The 16,864-nt window shown below is 46.2% G+C and carries 11 protein-coding genes; 8 read left to right on the forward strand and 3 right to left on the reverse strand.

All coding sequences use genetic code 11. From position 1 onward, the window contains the following. Nucleotides 1-3: 3 nt before the first annotated feature. The gene (locus GV030_RS13820) at nt 4-2,343 is read right to left on the reverse strand and encodes a TonB-dependent receptor (RefSeq protein WP_159582999.1); all 2,340 of its coding nucleotides are present in this window, start codon (nt 2,341-2,343) and stop codon (nt 4-6) included. Nucleotides 2,344-2,559: 216 nt separating this feature from the next. Here GV030_RS13820 and GV030_RS13825 point away from each other — a divergent pair, with 216 nt between their 5' ends. Next, a complete protein-coding gene (locus GV030_RS13825) occupies nt 2,560-2,904 on the forward strand; it encodes a PadR family transcriptional regulator (protein ID WP_159583001.1) in 345 nt (114 codons plus the stop codon). A 33-nt stretch (nt 2,905-2,937) separates the two neighbouring features. Continuing rightward, nucleotides 2,938-5,484 carry an ABC transporter permease gene (locus tag GV030_RS13830; RefSeq protein ID WP_159583003.1) on the forward strand — a complete coding sequence of 849 codons (2,547 nt, stop codon included), beginning with the start codon at nt 2,938-2,940 and terminating at the stop codon, nt 5,482-5,484. A 9-nt stretch (nt 5,485-5,493) separates the two neighbouring features. Here the strand turns inward: GV030_RS13830 and GV030_RS13835 are convergent, their stop codons facing one another. Continuing rightward, nucleotides 5,494-6,912, reverse strand: a complete 1,419-nt coding sequence (locus GV030_RS13835; protein ID WP_159583005.1) for a bifunctional UDP-sugar hydrolase/5'-nucleotidase — start codon at nt 6,910-6,912, stop codon at nt 5,494-5,496. A gap of 117 nt (nt 6,913-7,029) precedes the next feature. Here GV030_RS13835 and GV030_RS13840 point away from each other — a divergent pair, with 117 nt between their 5' ends. The 3 genes from GV030_RS13840 to GV030_RS13850 all read left to right on the forward strand — a co-directional run bounded on the left by GV030_RS13840 (nt 7,030) and on the right by GV030_RS13850 (nt 11,104). Then, a complete protein-coding gene (locus tag GV030_RS13840; RefSeq protein WP_159583007.1) occupies nt 7,030-7,356 on the forward strand; it encodes a PadR family transcriptional regulator in 327 nt (108 codons plus the stop codon). 10 nt (nt 7,357-7,366) lie between these two features. Beyond that, the gene (locus GV030_RS13845; protein ID WP_159583009.1) at nt 7,367-9,991 is read left to right on the forward strand and encodes an ABC transporter permease; all 2,625 of its coding nucleotides are present in this window, start codon (nt 7,367-7,369) and stop codon (nt 9,989-9,991) included. Nucleotides 9,992-10,231: 240 nt separating this feature from the next. Then, on the forward strand, nt 10,232-11,104 hold the full coding sequence (locus GV030_RS13850) for an RNA polymerase sigma factor RpoD/SigA (RefSeq protein ID WP_159583011.1): 873 nt from the start codon (nt 10,232-10,234) through the stop codon (nt 11,102-11,104). Between the two features lie 62 nt (nt 11,105-11,166). Here the strand turns inward: GV030_RS13850 and GV030_RS13855 are convergent, their stop codons facing one another. Beyond that, entirely contained in the window at nt 11,167-12,228 is a 1,062-nt protein-coding gene (locus tag GV030_RS13855; RefSeq protein WP_159583013.1) for an outer membrane beta-barrel protein, read from the reverse strand. A 49-nt stretch (nt 12,229-12,277) separates the two neighbouring features. Between GV030_RS13855 and GV030_RS13860 the strand changes: the two genes are divergently transcribed. Genes GV030_RS13860 through GV030_RS13870 form a run of 3 tightly spaced genes read left to right on the forward strand, consistent with a single transcriptional unit; the run spans nt 12,278 to nt 16,823 of the window. Beyond that, nucleotides 12,278-13,477: a pyridoxal phosphate-dependent aminotransferase gene (locus tag GV030_RS13860; RefSeq protein ID WP_159583816.1), complete on the forward strand. Its 1,200-nt coding sequence runs from the start codon at nt 12,278-12,280 to the stop codon at nt 13,475-13,477. Then, a complete protein-coding gene (locus tag GV030_RS13865; protein WP_159583015.1) occupies nt 13,477-14,484 on the forward strand; it encodes a bifunctional heptose 7-phosphate kinase/heptose 1-phosphate adenyltransferase in 1,008 nt (335 codons plus the stop codon). The genes GV030_RS13860 and GV030_RS13865 overlap by 1 nt, the downstream gene beginning before the upstream one ends. Nucleotides 14,485-14,498: 14 nt before the next feature. Then, entirely contained in the window at nt 14,499-16,823 is a 2,325-nt protein-coding gene (locus tag GV030_RS13870) for a response regulator (protein WP_159583017.1), read from the forward strand. Nucleotides 16,824-16,864 lie beyond the last annotated feature (41 nt).

Here is a 16,864-nt window from a genome sequence, read left to right on the forward strand (position 1 = left end):
TATTTAGAACTTAAAGCTGTAACGAACATATGGAATGAGCGGAAAGAGGCTGTATTGAATAAACTTCTTATTCCCCCTATTATCATACCCCTGCTGGAGAAAGAAAGGATTTTTACGATTGTATAGATTATAGGCACCCAAAGACCAGGATCGGTCGCCGTTTTTCTTTGGTTTGGTCCAGGTCAGCCCCAGATCCATCCTGTGATAGTCGCGCATGCGGTAGCCGTTTCTGGAAGAATATTTTTGAATAGTCCCTCCATATCCATTGGAGTTCTCCTGCTCATACTCACTCTCCGGCAAGGTGAGGGCAGCCCCTGTCCCATATACCCAGGTGGAGGAAATAGCGAATGTCTTGCTCACATTATAGACGGCCACAATGCTCACGTCGTGTCGGCGATCATACTTGTAGGGATACTGTTTCCCAAAATTGAGGGCTTCAAAAGTGCGATTGGTCCAGGAGAGGGTATAGCCCACCCAGCCAGAGAGTTTGCCGGTTTTCTTTTGGATCAAAAACTCCGCACCATAGCTTTCACCGCTTCCTACAGTCACTTTATCCTGCCAGTCGGAGCCCAGGTTGAAATAGGAAGCCCCTTCTTTGTATTCTATGAGGTTGTTCATTTCTTTATAATAGACCTCTATGCTTCCTTCAAATCCACTAAAGGTTTTGGCCGCTCCCAGGGCCACCTGCCAGCTTCGCTGTGGAGAGATGCGGTCTGTGGCCGGCACCCACAGGTCTGTGGGAAGCCCCAGGCCTCCATTGGTGAGGAGGTGGATGTATTGGGTCATGGTAGCAAAGGAAGCTTTCAACGAAAGGTCATTCCCAAGCAAATAGCGCATGGAGAGCCTTGGCTGCAGTGAATGGTAATATTTCTGATTGACCAAAAAAGAAGAATAATGAAGTCCGCCATTGGCTCGCAGTTTGTCGGAGATCTTAAAATCATCTTCCACGTAGGTAGCAAACTCAGCAGCCAGGGTTTTATTTGCTCCCAGTGTGGTGTCGGATTCACCCTCCAGGTTGGTTTCATACCCGAGTATGCCCGGGTTGAACTGATGGTGGATCATATTGATGCCCGCCTTGATATTATGCTGAGGGGAAGGCAAAAAGTCAAAATCCACTTTAAAGCCCAGGTCATCAATTCCCGAAAAGTATTCTATTGATTCAGCTTCGCGTTCCGTTTGATTGCCGTCTTTGGTGATGGTTTCGTATTCACTGAATATTCTGAATTTGTACTTGCTATAGGTGCCCGTAAAATTGGCAAAAAGCCTTGGGCCAAAGGTGTGGTTCCACCTGAGTGCCGTGATGGTGTTGCCCCAATTCAGGCCAAATTTGTTTTTGTCTGTATACTTGACGCCATCACTCTGATACTGATAAGCGTCTTTGCCGAAGCCCTTATCCAGACCATTGTAAAAGCTGAGATAGACCCGATCTTTATCAGAAATGATTCGATTCATTTTGGCATTTACGTCATAGAAGTAGTATCCGCCAGAGGCTTGACCATCGGACTGAGCCCTGATGATGGGTCGGGTGAGTAAATCAATGTAGGTTCGTCTCCCTGAGACCAGGAATGAGGTTTTTTTGTCTTTCCCGATCGGACCTTCGAGTGTGAGCTTGGAGGAGATGAGACCAATGGATCCTTCCCCGCTAAATTTCTGATTGTTGCCTTCTTTCATGGAGATGTCGATGACCGAGGAAAGTCGCCCGCCATAGCGGGCAGGGAAGCCGCCTTTTACCACGTTTACCCGATTGATGGCATCCGGGTTGAACACCGAAAAGAACCCGAAGAGATGTGATACATTGTACACGGGCACCCCATCCAGCAGGATGAGGTTTTGATCAGGCCCACCCCCTCGCACATAGATTCCACTGGAGCCCTCGGTACCACCCTGGATCCCCGGCAGGAGCTGGAGGGACTTGAGCAGGTCCGCCTCTCCCATGAGTACAGGGAGTGCTTTGATCTGCTCTATAGGCACGTCAATGCTGCTCATCTGGGGGGACAGCTCTATGTTTTCTTCCGCAGTGATGATCACTTCCTCCAGGGTAGTGCCTGGTGCCAGACTGATGTTGAGATTCTGGTTTTGAGTGAGGGTGACTTCTTGTTCCCAGGACTGATAGCCCACATAGGAGCAACGGAGTTGATACGTGCCGGTGGGTAGTGTGAGGGAGTAAAAACCAAAGGTATTGGTGATGGTGCCTTGCATGGTTGCCGGATCCAGAATGGTGGCACCTATGAGGTTTTCACCTGTTACCTGATCTCTGATGTATCCATTGATGGTAAAGTTTTGCCCAAACAATAGTCCTCCAAGGAGATTGAGTGAAACAAGGGATAAAATTTTTTTAGTCACGGCGTTAGGTTGGGTGATGCGAAGGTGATTCGTCTAAGACTCAGTAATCAAGCAAAGTGTTGTAATCAGCGCAAATCTATAATGTAAAACGGTTTATTAGATGTTGATATTGTATCTCTTCAATTGATGGTTTTTGTATTTCTTACTAAATACCAGAACAAATAATCTGCCCTTCCCGTATATTAGTTCTACAATCTAGTATAATACTGCTGAGCTATGAAGGAAACGCGTTTAGGTGAATTTGAAGAAGTTATTTTACTGCTGGTAGGCATCCTGGGGGAGGAGGCTTATGCTTTCAAAATTGCGGAGGAATTCGAAGCTCAGTCTGGGCGGGCATCGTCCATAGGGTCTGTACACTCTACATTGGACCGATTGAAGGAGAAAGGGTTTCTAACCTCAGAAATGGGTCAGCCAACCGCCGAGCGAGGCGGGAGGCGCAAGCGGATTTATACCATCACCGCAGCAGGCCAGGCTGCACTGACTTCTTCCAGAGATTTCAGGGTTTCTCTATGGAACCAGTACCCCGGATTGTCTGTGGATCGTTTGAATTTTCTCACTTAAGGTTTGAAGAACCGCGATCAAATACCTCCAAAATTGGCAACGCGCTTGCTTACCTGGCTGCTTCGGGCAGACCTGGCCGAGGAAGTGCTCGGTGATTTGGAGGAGAAGTTCTACTCCATGGCCAGTCACAAGTCCCTTTTCAAAGCGAAACTCAATTACTGGTATCAGGTACTTAACTACCTGAGGCCCTTCGCCATCAAAAAATCAAAGTCAACCTCCTTAATCCGCTTTACCATGGTGCGTCACAATTTCACATTAACATTCAGAAATTTTAAGAAACACAAATCTCAGTTTTTGATCAACCTCATAGGGCTGTCTACCGGGTTGGCCTGCGTGATCTTTATCGCACTTTGGGTGGCAGATGAAAGGAGCGTTGATAAATTTCATGAGCATGATGCCCGGCTGTATCAGGTCATGTCAAATCACAGCGATGCCAGTGGTATCCGCACCTGGAAAGGTGTGCCCGGGCTGCTGCTGGAAGAGATTCAGTCCAGGGTGCCGGAAGTGAGCACGGCAGTCGCCACTACTGATACCCATGAGTTTACCCTGTCGTCGGGCGATACCTATTTTAAATCCAATGGGAAGTTTGCCAGTACCGAATTTTTGAATGTCTACACCTATGCGTTGATAGGAGGTGCTGGGATATCTGATAAGTCCGGGATTTTGATCACGGAATCACTGGCTATGCGCATTTTTAAGAGTACAGATGTGGTCGGAAGATCGCTGGAGTGGCATTTTTTTGATCAGACCAAGGATGTTCAGGTTGCTGGTATTTTGAAAGATATTCCGAGAAATTCTTCGGATCCGTTTGACTTTGTGATGTCCTGGGACTTCTTTCATGATGACCTCATTAGTTACAAAAATTGGTTTAACTACTATGCAAGAATCGCGGTGGTGCTCAATCCATCAACTGACCCACAGGATGCGTCTAAGAAGATAGACGCTATTTTGAAGGAACAACAGGAAGAAGGTAAGGTAGACCTGTTTTTGACCCGCTACAGCGACCTTTACCTCCATGGGAAATATGAAAATGGAAAGCAGGCAGGTGGTCGGGTTGAGAATATGAATTTATTCATCACAATCGCCCTATTCATTCTATTTATCGCCAGTATCAATTTTATCAATTTGTCGACTGCCAAGGCAACTCATCGAATCAAGGAGATCGGGGTAAAGAAATCGCTGGGGGCCTCCAGGTGGTCATTGATGGGGCAGTATTTCACAGAGTCTCTCATGCTCAGTCTCTTGTCTGTGGTGGTGGCCCTTGTGCTGGTATGGTTGCTACTTCCTCAATTCAACTTTTTGGCCCAGAAGCAATTGACCCTTGGTATGGACTGGCTGATGATCCAAATCGCCGGACTCCTGATTGTCATTGTGGGTGTGATTGCTGGTAGTTACCCTGCACTGTATCTCTCTGGGCTCAGAGCCATAGAAGTGCTAAAAGGGAAACTGTCACGAAAAACTGGTGAAGTTTGGGGTCGAAAATCGCTGGTGGTCATTCAGTTTTCTCTGTCCATTATTCTTATTGTATCGGTGCTGGTGGTTTATAAGCAGATGGAATTTGTGAAGCAGAAAAACCTGGGGTACGACCGTGAAAATCTCGTGTATTTCGAAAGGGAGGGTAGGCTTATTAATCATTCAGATGCATTCATCAATGAGTTGAGAAATACGGAAGGAGTAGAAGATGCGGCACTTTCTGGTTTTGTGGTGGGAGGAGGAAACTCCACAGGTGGTGTGAGTTGGCCAGGTAAAACTCCTCAGGATCAAATCCAGTTTTGGGAGATCAATTCAGGCCCTGGATTGGTGGAGATGCTCGGGCTGGACCTGGTGTCTGGTCGTGCGTTTTCTTCGGAGTTTGGAGCTGATTCCACCAGTGTTATTTTCAATGAAACAGCCATTGCGGCCATGGGAATGGCAGACCCGTTGGGAAAAACGATTACGCATTATACCGGCGATAAGAAGATTGTGGGAGTAGTGAAAGACTTCAATTTGGTATCACTACATACCAAAGTGGAGCCCATGATTTTCCTATACAATCCTGAGAAAACCCATTATGTCATGGCCAGAATAAAACCAGGAAGTGAAGTGAGTACTCTTCATAAAATGGAATCACTCTATTCCTCTTTCAATCCGGGATACGTCTTCAAACCGCAGTTTGTAGTTCAGGATTATCAGGCCCAATATGCCTCGGAGGAACGAGTGGGGGTACTATCAAGGTATTTTGCAGGGTTTGCCGTTCTAATTTCTTGCCTGGGCTTGTTTGGTTTGGCTGCCTTCACAGCCGAGCGGCGTACCAAGGAGATCGGAATCAGAAAGGTGATGGGTTCCAGTGTTTTGGGCATTGTTTATTTGTTGTCCCTGGATTTTACCAAAATGGTATTGGTGGCCGCTATGATTGCTTTGCCTGTTAGCTACTTCATTGCTGCTGACTGGCTGCAAGACTTTGCATTCAGGGTTGGTCTCGAATGGTGGTTTTTTGCATTGGCGGGCCTAAGTGCCTTGCTGGTGGCATGGTTTACGGTAGCCCTTCAGACCATCCGAACGGCCAGAATCAATCCTGTAGAATGCCTGCGAAACGAATAGCATTCTCTGTTAATACTGAAAGTATCTGTTGCATCCCTCATCATCCAGGGTGGAGTTGATGGTTTTGAGGTAGGCAATGATGGTTTCGGCAGTGGTTAGTCCTTGTATCTCAGCTTTTTCCAAAGGAAAATACTGGTCGTAGACCGCAGGAATATAGTCATTGATCCCAATGGTAACCAGATCTTCCGGCGGGATGGCTTTACCATCTTTGTAGAGCACAAGCGTGGAGCCATTTTGCTGGAAATCCACTCCTGATACATGTACGCCTGCCCGACTCTCAGTGAAAAAATCGCTCACCTCCTGGGCCGTCATGGTGAAAATCACGCTCTGGTTATTGAATGGATCCATGTTGTATATTTCCAAAGTGGTGATATCCCCCGCATCTATGCCTGAGCGTATACCTCCACCGTTCTGAAAGGACATGTCTACCTGCAAGTAATCCATAAGTGCGGTGGTGTAAAAGCAGCCTAGTTCGTTGCGATCGTGATCTGAAAGGGCCACCCCAATTACCTCATTGAATTGCGGGGCATTGTTGTAAGTGGCTATCAGGTCTGCCAACTCCTGATCACGCTCTGCATAGTCATGAAGATCGATGAAGGAGACGTCTGAACTGGTGATACGGGCTTTGTCTACGATAAGATCCAGTCGCCCGAGTAGAGCCAGGTAAGAGCCGGCCTGCACCACCGGTGTTTCGTTGATGGTCAGGTTTACTTTTTGGTGGGAATGACCACCAATGACAGCATCCAATTCCGGGAAAATTTCCGCCAACTCAAGGTCATTTTGTGTGCCCAGGTGGGTCAGTGCGATGAAGACATCAGCACCTTCATCCTCCTTCAGGGTACGGTATTTAGCCAGTATGTCGGTATGTCTGCGAAATTGCATTTCCGTGACACGCCAGGGGTGAGTGGCAGGGATGATGGCTCCAGGCTTGCCGAAAGTTTCTACCAGTCCGAGAAAAGTCACGTTCAAGTTTCCTATGGTTAGTGTTTTGAAAGGGTCAGGTTGTGGCACTCCGCTGTTTTTCATGTCCACATTGGCACATACCCAGTCAAATTCTGCTTGCAGTACCCTGTCTTTCAGGTGCGATGGCCCATAGTCAAATTCATGATTCCCAAGCACCGACACATCAAATCCGGTTTTGTTCATGATGTCGATCATCGGATAGCCCTTCTTCTCATATTGATCCACTATGGGGTTGCCGGAAAACATATCCCCGGCGCATACCAGTAGTACGTGTTCGTTGGTTGCTTTCTCCTTATCCACGATGTGTTTGATTTTGGCAAAGTTGCTTAGCTGGCCATGCTGATCATTGATGAAAAAAATCGTGAGCGTGTCCGCCGAGTCAGTTGGCTGTTCAGGGTCTACGGTGGAGTGGTCGCCGCAGGACAGGATGACAATAGCAAGTAGCAGGTGAAGGTATGGTTTCATATAAGGAGCGTAGTGAATGGTAAACTTAAAGAATCCGGTTATTCTTTTATTTGCTTAACAATAGTGAAACTAATAGATTACATTCACGTTTGTTAAGTAAATAATTTTGAGATAGGTATGAAAGAGCAATCTCTCGGAGAATTTGAAGAATTAGTCTTGCTGATGGTGGCAGCGCATCACGATGAGGCCTATGGTGTCCTTATTCTGGAAAGCCTGGAAAAAAAGCTGGACAAAAAGGTAAACATCAGTGCCATACACGTAGCCCTGAAGCGTCTGGAAAAAAAGGGTTTTGTTACTTCCCGATTTGGTGGGATCACTGCAGACCGGGGTGGCAGGAGAAAAAAGTTTTATGTGATCAGTGCGCTCGGCAAGAGTATGCTGGATAAACAATACGCCCTTCGCACGAGCATCTATCAGGAGATTCCTAATATCTCTTTCAACTAACCCAATGCAAATGACACCCCCGAAAAGAGCATTGAAGTTTCTCCGCTGGTTTTGTCGCGAAGAATTTCTGGAGGAGATAGAAGGAGACCTGATCGAGCTTTTTGAAAAGCGGCTGGAGGTATCACCACAAAGTGCCAATCGGAAATTTCTGTGGGATGTGATCCGTGCCTTTCGACCTATCAATATCAAATCATTCACCATTAACAACTGGACCATGAACGCCCTACAGAATTATACCAAAGTTTATTTCAGACGATTTCGGAAGGAAACTACCCATTATCTGGTCAATACTTTAGGGCTGGCACTGGGGTTTGCCGTACTGTTTTTTATCCTGATGTATGTATATGATGAGGAGCATTTGGATAGGTACCATGCCAAAGCGGATCGCATCTACCGAGTACTGGAAAAACGTACCGGTGAGGACGGAGAGGTTCAGCATTTCAGTGCCACTTCCAATATGCTGGCCGATGGCCTGAAGGCTGAGTTTCCTGAAATAGAGGAAACCGCGAAGATGATCTCACTGGGCTCGGGAGGGTTGCAGTATGGTGAGACCTTGTTCAATGATCGGAATTATGTTTTCGCTACCAAGAGCCTTTTCAATATCCTTGATTTCAATATTTTGGCTGGTGATCCCTTTCAGGATTTCAATGGTGGTGTGGGAGTAGTACTCAATGAGACCACCGCTCGTAAGCTCTTCCGCGATGAGGATCCCATAGGCAAGATCGTGACTATGCCTGGCAGAATGAGTAGTGTGGAAGTGGTGGCTGTGTATGAGGATTTGCCTGCTACTTCCACCTATCAGTTCAATACGGTGTACGTGGCGGATTTTGCGCAGTTTCCGGCTGCTTATGGCGACTGGCTGACTTCCTGGAACTCTCGGGGAATGACCACCTGGGCGCTGTTTAAAGCGGGGAGCCGACCCGAATCTGTCCTTGCCAAGAAGGAGGGGTTCATGAAGAAATACTACAATGATGAGATCCGACCCCACCATGATTTCTACTTTCAGCCCATCGCAGAGATGCACCTGGGGTCTGGTCATCTGGATACATTTGGTTCGGATGCTGTGGTGTCTATCCCCTATTCTCAGCGGCAGTTTGTCTCAATAATTTTTCTGATAGGCCTTTTTGTGATTACCATAGCCGCACTGAACTATATTAATTTGTCTTCGGTGCAGGCCTTGAAGAGAACCCTGGAGGCAGGCATCCGAAAGGTGAATGGAGCGACCATCGGTCAGCTTCGGTTCCAGCTTTTTGTAGAGACCTTTTTGACCCTTTTGATTGCTTATGTGCTCTCTGTAGTGCTGCTCATTGTGTTTCATTCGAAATTCCTGGAGCTTTCTGATAAAGTCATCCCATTGAGCCGGTTTTTTAGTCTGGACCTACTTGGCTATCATGCTGTGGCTTTTGGTGTTATTTGGGTGCTGTCATCCCTGATCCCTGCCGTTTATTATTCCAAACTCAATCATTCCCTTATTCTGACCCGCAATGTCTTTGTTGGGAAAGGTGACCTGTTGCGAAAATTATTTGTGGTGGTGCAGTATGGTATTTCTTTATGCCTGATCATTGGATCTATTGTGCTATACCGTCAGCTTCACTATGTGCAGACGAAGGATTTGGGCTTCAGGAATGATAAACTAGTAACACTGGATATCAATAGCGGAACCGCCCGTCAGCGATTTAAGTCCATTATTGCCGGGCTCAAGGAGCATGCCAGTGTGGTGAATGCCACCACTTCCTCTCGTGTGCCTGGAGAGTGGAAGTACATTCCATCGGTAGAATTGTCCCAGGTTCAGAATGAAAACCCTGTAGTGGCGACGCACTATGCAGCTGATGAAAACTGGCTGGATACCTACCAGATGACACTGAAGACGGGTTCAAATTTCTCAGGGGTTGCAGGCAGTGACACACTGAAAGTGATTTTGAATGAAAAAGCCGTGGAACTATTGGGTTTGGAGGATCCCATCGGCGCATCCGTATGGATAGCAGAAGATACCCTGTCCAAAATGCAGGTGATCGGCGTGGTGAAGGATTTTCATTTTCAGTCGCTGCATGTGCCGCTCGGGCCTGTGGTGATCACCAGTTGGAACAATCCCGTGCTGGGGATAGACTATTTTACTATCCGGTATCAGGAGAATCTTCCTGAGGTGCTCGCGCACATAGAGGAGGTACAAAAGCGATACGACCCTGAAACTCCGGCGGAAATCAACTTTCTGGATGAGCGCTGGGAGCGGTATTATCAGGCAGATCAGAGTAGGAGCTATTTGATCCTGATTGCCACCGTTATTTCCATTATCATATCCGCTTTCGGGTTGTTTGGCCTGGTGAATTTTACGGTCGAAAGAAAGACCAAAGAGGTGGGAATTAGAAAAGTGCTGGGTGCCAGCATCCCTAACATCTTGCAAATCATTCTAAGAGATTATGTAGCACTACTGCTTATATCCCTTTTCGTGGCAGCACCGGTGGCCTGGTGGACCCTCAATGGCTGGCTTCAGGATTTTGCATATCGCATAGAGCTTTCTGTTGGTGTTTTTACGATTGCATTTGCTGCCGTTTTGGTTATTTCCTTTGTTACCGTGATTGCCCGTGTGTATCGTTTGGCTAAATCAAATCCCGTTAATTCTCTCAGATACGAGTAAGAAAAGGTAGGATTTTGGGATTATTTTCGTAAATTTTTCCAAAAGTGAAACCTATTTACCACTTAGCGAGTTTTATTAAGGTTGGAATTTATTGTCTAAAAGAATTTGATCCGTACTCAATATTTTCGTAAATTCGCGGTTCTTTAATTGAATTTAGCGAAATAGATTCTGAAGGAAAAATTGGCCGTTTTTGATCTTAAAACCAGCGGCTGATTGGAATATTAACTATAAAGAAAGCACATGCGACAACTCAAGATCACACAATCCATTACCAACCGAAGAGAGAGTCACACTCTGGAGAAGTACTTTACTGAAGTAAGTAATGTACCGATGATTACTCCTGATGAGGAGGTGACGCTAGCTAAAAGAATCCGCGAGGGTGATGAGCTGGCTCTGGAGAAGTTGGTAAAGGCTAACTTGAGGTTCGTGGTATCTGTGGCGAAGCAGTACCAAAACAGAAGCCTTCCTTTGAATGACCTCATCAACGAGGGAAACCTGGGATTGATCAAGGCAGCAAAGAAATTTGATGAAACCAAAGGTTTCAAATTTATCTCCTATGCGGTGTGGTGGATTCGTCAGTCCATTATGCAGGCTTTGGCTGAGCAGTCGAGAATTGTTCGTCTACCGATGAACAAGTCAGGTGCGATCAACCAGATCAGAAGAGCCTATGCTGAGCTCGAGCAGCAGTTTGAGCGTGAGCCAACTGAGGAGGAATTGGCAGAAATTCTGGACATGAAGCCTAGTGAAGTGCGAAACACACTGGGTGCTGAGGTGAAGCAAATGTCCATGGATGCACCTTTTGGTGAAGATGAGTCTGGTTCACTTTTGGATGTATTGGAAAACCAAACCACAGGTCCTACAGATGGTGAGTTGGTATTCAATGATTCACTGAAGGTGGAGACACTAAGGGCGCTTTCTACCCTGACAGCCAGAGAAAGAGAAGTGATCATGATGAGCTTCGGTATCGGTCATGACAATCCTTACACATTGGAAGAAATAGGAGATGCCATGGGATTGACCCGTGAGCGTGTGAGACAAATAAGAGAAAAGGCACTTCAGAAATTGAGAGAGCCTGGTAAAAACAGAAGACTTAAAGAGTTTGTCGCTAATTAATAGCTAATAGATATTTGGTTATGAAACCCCTGCTGTGATCTTCGCAGCAGGGGTTTTGTTTTTTAGTTGAGTCTAATCGCCATTCCTGCTCCGAGGACCAATAGTCCGGCCCCCACGCCCTCTTCACCCGCGAAGTTATTGTACGGGCCTTTGTAGGTTTTAGCTTCTAATTTGAATGCGGCATTTTCGGTGGGGTAATAGTTTACAGACAGACTAATGACATTCATGGCAAACTGGCCTGTGATGCCATTGATGAGTAGGTCATCTTTGTCATTGATGTTTTCATAACGGCCAGCCACCGACCATTTTTCAGAAAATGTATACTTGCTGATCACCGTGATAAAAGAAGTGTGTAGGTTTTTATCAGTAGCGCTGTTGCTTTGTGTGGTGTAGTCTAGCACACCTGCAATTTTCCAATTCTTAAGGGGCTTTGCCTCGAGAATCAGATTGTTGTGAAACCTCATCAGGTCCATGTTGCTGTTGGTGCTCTCATTGCCGTAATAGTTACCATAGCTTATTTTGAATGATTCATTCAGCGTGTGGTCCACGGCGATACCCAGTGATTTTTTATTGTTGGTTTCACCTATATTTTGCCAGCCGTTGAGAACTACTGCTCTTAGCTGTGTTTTGTCTGAGAGGTCGTGGGTGTACCGCAGACCAGACTGATAGTATGGGGTGTACTCAGTGGCCAGTGCGGGAGAATACAGATCCCGATCCAGAGACAAGGCACTTTCATAACCAAAATGTCCGCCAAAAATCCCCACATCCAACCATCCTTTTTTTGTTACCTGATACCCCGCATACGCTTCATACACCATTTGGTAGAGTTTTTCTGGTTCTGCCCCGTAGTTGTTGGCCGGATAGGTTCCCACCTGTAGGGCCAGACTAGCCCTGACTTTATCTTCTTCGTAGGCGGCACTCACCCAGGCGTGGCTCAGGTTAAATTCGTTGTGTTTATCGTATTGAGTGACGTAAAGTCGTTGATTATCCAGAGGTTTGCTAAAGTCAAAACTATAGTAGGTATCCAGGTATGCGCCAAACTTGATTTTGGATTCTTGCGCTTTCGCATTGAAAAATTTCAAAAAAAAGACACATATAAATATAAAATAGATAGTTTTTCTCATTTGATGATGTATTTGATTTAATTAATTTTGCACCTCAAAACGAATAAAGATAATGGATTTACGATCAGAGCGAATCAAAAATATGGCAGAATCTGCAACCCTGGCCATGGCAGCAAAGGCAAGGGAGCTGAAGCAGAATGGAGTGGACGTAATAAGCCTTAGCTTGGGCGAGCCGGACTTTAAGACGCCTAAACACATTCAGGAGGGAGCGAAAGCGGCCATTGATGAAGGAAAGTACTTTGCGTACCCTCCGGTAAATGGCTATTTGGATCTCAGAGAAGCTATCAGTGCCAAATTCAAGAAGGAAAACGGATTGAATTATTCGCCTGATCAGATTGTGGTTTCCAATGGAGCCAAGCAGTCTATTGCCAACGTATTTTTGGCACTGCTGGATCCGGGTGATGAGGTGATCGTATTTTCGCCATACTGGGTGAGCTATAGCGCTTTGGTGGAACTGGCTGAGGGGAAGTGTGTTTTTGTGAATGGAGATTTGGAACATGACTTTAAAGCAACAGCCGAGCAACTGAAAGCCTCTATCACGGACAAAACAAAAGCATTGATTTTTTCATCACCATGTAATCCCACAGGTTCTGTTTTTTCTCAGGAAGAACTGGAGGCTATCGCGGAAGTGCTGAAAGAATATCCAAATATCGTGGTGATCTCCGATGAAATTTATGAGTTGATCAACTACGGAGAGAAGCATGTGAGCATCGGTGCCATTGCAGGCATGGAGGATCGTACAGTTACTGTCAACGGATTTGCCAAAGGATTTGCAATGACTGGCTGGAGAGTGGGGTACATCGGAGCTCCCCTATGGCTGGCCAAAGCAGCCAATAAAATGCAGGGGCAGATCACCTCAGCCAACTGTTCAATAGCTCAGCGTGCCGCGTTGACGGCCCTGACTTCAGACTATGAGCCATCTTACAAGATGGTGGAGGAGTACAGAAGCCGACGGGAGCTGGTGTATGGCCTGCTGAGTGAAATTCCCGGTGTGGAGGTGAATATGCCTGGTGGAGCCTTCTATTTTTTCCCCAATGTGAGCAGCTATTTTGGCAAAAGTGTCAACGGGAAGGTCATTGCTGACGCCACCGACTTAAGTCTGTTTTTATTGGAAGATGCCAATGTATCGGTAGTGACTGGTGAGGCATTTGGTGATCCCAGATGTTTGAGACTGTCTTATGCTGCTTCTGTTGAGGATCTGAAAACGGCCATGAGCAGGATGAAGGCATCATTGGCTAAACTAGCATAATGGCATTTGACTCCATTGAGGGGGTTTTCAATGCTTTTACAAAAATGAAAGTATTGATCATCGGTGATTCGATGGTCGATACTTACACATATGGTGAGGTGCACCGGGTATCTCCGGAGGCACCTGTACCCATCTTACAGGCCCAAAAGACCGAGCATCGCCTTGGCGGAGCAGCCAACGTGGCGCTCAATATCCAGGCGCTTGGTGCCCACCCTATTCTTTGTACGCTCGCCGGAGCGGATCCGGAGGCGGATTTACTGATCCAGCTGCTGGAGCAACAGCGAATTTCTGCTGCACAAGTAGTCAAAAGCGACGAACGAGTGACCACTGTCAAGCACAGGGTTCTTTCCGGTTCTCAACACCTGCTTAGGATAGACAGAGAAACCGAACGGTCGCTAACGGCTGTAGAGCGTTCGTTATTGACTGCAATCATCGAACCGCTCATAAGTGAGGTGGACTTGATTCTACTGCAAGACTATGATAAAGGTTGTCTGAGTAAGGAGCTGATTCAGTGGATTATTCGAGCGGCGCAGGAGTGCAGCGTGCCAGTGGTGGTAGATCCCAAAAAGAAAAATTTCCTTACTTATCAGGGCGTGAGTCTGTTCAAACCCAATCTCTCAGAAATGAAAACCGGATTGGGGCTTGAGGCATTGAGTCTCGATGAGTCTTCCCTGGCTGATGGCGCCACTCTACTATCGGGCAAAATTCAATTTGACCAGCTGCTGTTAACACTTTCCGGGGAAGGTGTTTATTATTATTCAGACGCAGTATCCGGAAAATTGCCGGCGCATTTGCGCAGCATATCGGATGTGTCAGGGGCTGGAGATACGGTCATTTCTATTGCCGGACTCTGCTGTGCACTGAATTTGCCACTGCTATTTACCGCTGAGTTGGCTAACTTAGGAGGCGGTATTGTCTGTGAGTATCCTGGAGTGATGCCGATAGACCCCATCCGATTGCTTGGAGAAGCTCAATCCAATGAACTTCTCTTAGCGCAGTTGAAGTAAACCAGCAGTTTTTAATGAACGGGAAATTCTTATTGTGCGTCATCGTACTTTTTGCTATTGGCATGAATGTCACAGCACGCGAGGCGCAGAAAGGGGTATTGGATTTGAGGGATGCTGACCTATCCGCTGCGCCCGTTCCCCTGAATGGTGAATGGACTTTTTTTTGGGAGCAATTGCTCTCCCCGGACGCTATCTCATCTTCCACTCAGGACTTTTTTTATTTCCCCGAGCTTTGGAATAATCACAGCTCCCATGGTGGAGTGTCGCTTTCACGGAATGGTTTTGCTACTTACCATTTGACTATTCTGCTACCACGTGATCGGACGGATCTCGCCCTGAGAATCAAACATGTCTATTCGGCAGCCAGACTGTATATCGAGGATGAAAGGATCGATTTTGGTGGGCAGGTAGGAATGGATCCGGCTACCTCAGATCCCAAATGGGTGCCCCAGATCATTGAATTACCAGATCAGGACACTGTTCGGATTACCCTTCAGATCTCCAATTTTTCTCACCGGAAAGGTGGAGCCAGAGAAGCGATTCTTTTAGGCGATGAGGCTTTTTTGAGAAGTCAGGCCAACGAACTTCTGGCTTTTGACTTGTTGCTGACTGGTACTTTGGTAATGACCGGCTTGTTTTTTTGTGCCCTTTATTTTTTCGGTCAACGAGAAAAGTCAGCCATTTTCTTTTCAGTTTTTTGTCTCACTTTTTCCTATCGGGTGGTGGGTGCTGATGATTATACCTTACAAATTATTTATCCGGGTATGGCGTGGCTGACGAGTATTCGCCTTGAATATCTATCGCTATTTGTGCCTCCTATCTTCTTCACACTTTATACGCACGCACTTTTTCCACTGAAATATCGTGTCAATCCCCTGTATGTTTTCGTGGCCATTTCCATCCTAGCTTCTGGCATTACATTGATTTTTCCACCAACGGTTTTCACCAGCTTGGTGGATGCCTATTTGATTCTGCTCCTCGCGGGTATTTTAATCGTGGCGTATGTATACATCCGGGCATATCAGCGAAACATGGAGGGGTCCAGATATGCTTTGATCAGCTCGCTGATGATTTTAATGATCTTCTCTTACAAGATTTACCTTTATATGGGTGCGGCGGAAGAGATTGAGTTGATTTCCTTTGTGGGGTACCTGGCGTTCTTCTTTTTTCAGTCGCTCATTTTGTTTTTTCTCTTTACCAATTCCTTGAAAGAGGCCAAAGAGCAAGCGGAACATGCCGCCCGCACCAAGTCGGAGTTTCTTTCTATGATGTCTCATGAAATCAGGACACCCATGAATGCTGTGATAGGGTTGTCCAACTATTTGCTGGGAGATCAACCCACCAAAAATCAGGAAGAAACCCTCAATACCCTCAAGTTTTCAGCTGAAAACCTCCTGGTCATCATCAATGATATTCTTGACTTCAGTAAAATTGAGGCTGATAAAATTGAGTTTGAATACAGGTCGGTCGATATCCGGTCGCTTATTGAGAACCTGAACCGTGTGTTTTTGCCGATTGCGGATGCCAAAAAGCTGAAAGTCGTCTTTGAGTGTGATGATCGAATTCCGCAATTCATATCCTGTGATCAGACCCGAACTAGTCAGATACTGACCAATCTGCTGAGCAATGCCATTAAATTTACAGAAGAAGGAGTGATCAGGTTGAGTTTAAAATGCGAATCACAGACCAATGACCATGTGGTCATTAAATTTGAAGTAGCAGATACTGGTATCGGGATAGAGAAGCAACGACAAGAGGATATTTTTCAGAGTTTTACACAGGCGAGTTCCTCCACTAACCGACGCTACGGAGGTACAGGTCTGGGGCTTACCATTACAAAAAAATTGCTCAAATTGCAGGGGTCTGACCTGATGCTGGAGAGTGAATTGGGCAATGGCTCATTGTTTTGGTTCACTCAGCAATTCGCAATAGTTGAAGATATTATATTAGAGAGCATGCCTGACAACATAGAGGAACAACAACTGCCGCTTGATGTGCTATTGGTTGAAGACAATCAGATCAATGTGATGGTGGCATCCAAGTTTTTAAATAAGTGGGGAGCCAGTGTGACTGTGGCGGCAAATGGTATAGAGGCAATAGAAGCCATCTCAACCCGCAATTTTCACGTGGTGTTGATGGATCTGCAGATGCCGGTGATGGATGGTTTTGAAGCAGCTGAGGAAATCAGAAAGAAGAATAATCTGACTCCAATTATCGCTTTGACGGCCTCAGCACTACCCGAAGAACAGAAAAAAATCAGAAACTCGGGAATGAATGATTATATTATCAAGCCCTTTGACCCGGGGGAACTTTTAAAAAAGCTCCGTCACTATACCTGATACTGGATGTTCGCATCGCGATTTGTCATTTGCTGTCTGTT

The sequence above is a fragment of the Marinoscillum sp. 108 genome, assembly GCF_902506655.1.
In the GTDB taxonomy this organism is placed as follows: Bacteria; Bacteroidota; Bacteroidia; order Cytophagales; family Cyclobacteriaceae; genus Marinoscillum; species Marinoscillum luteum.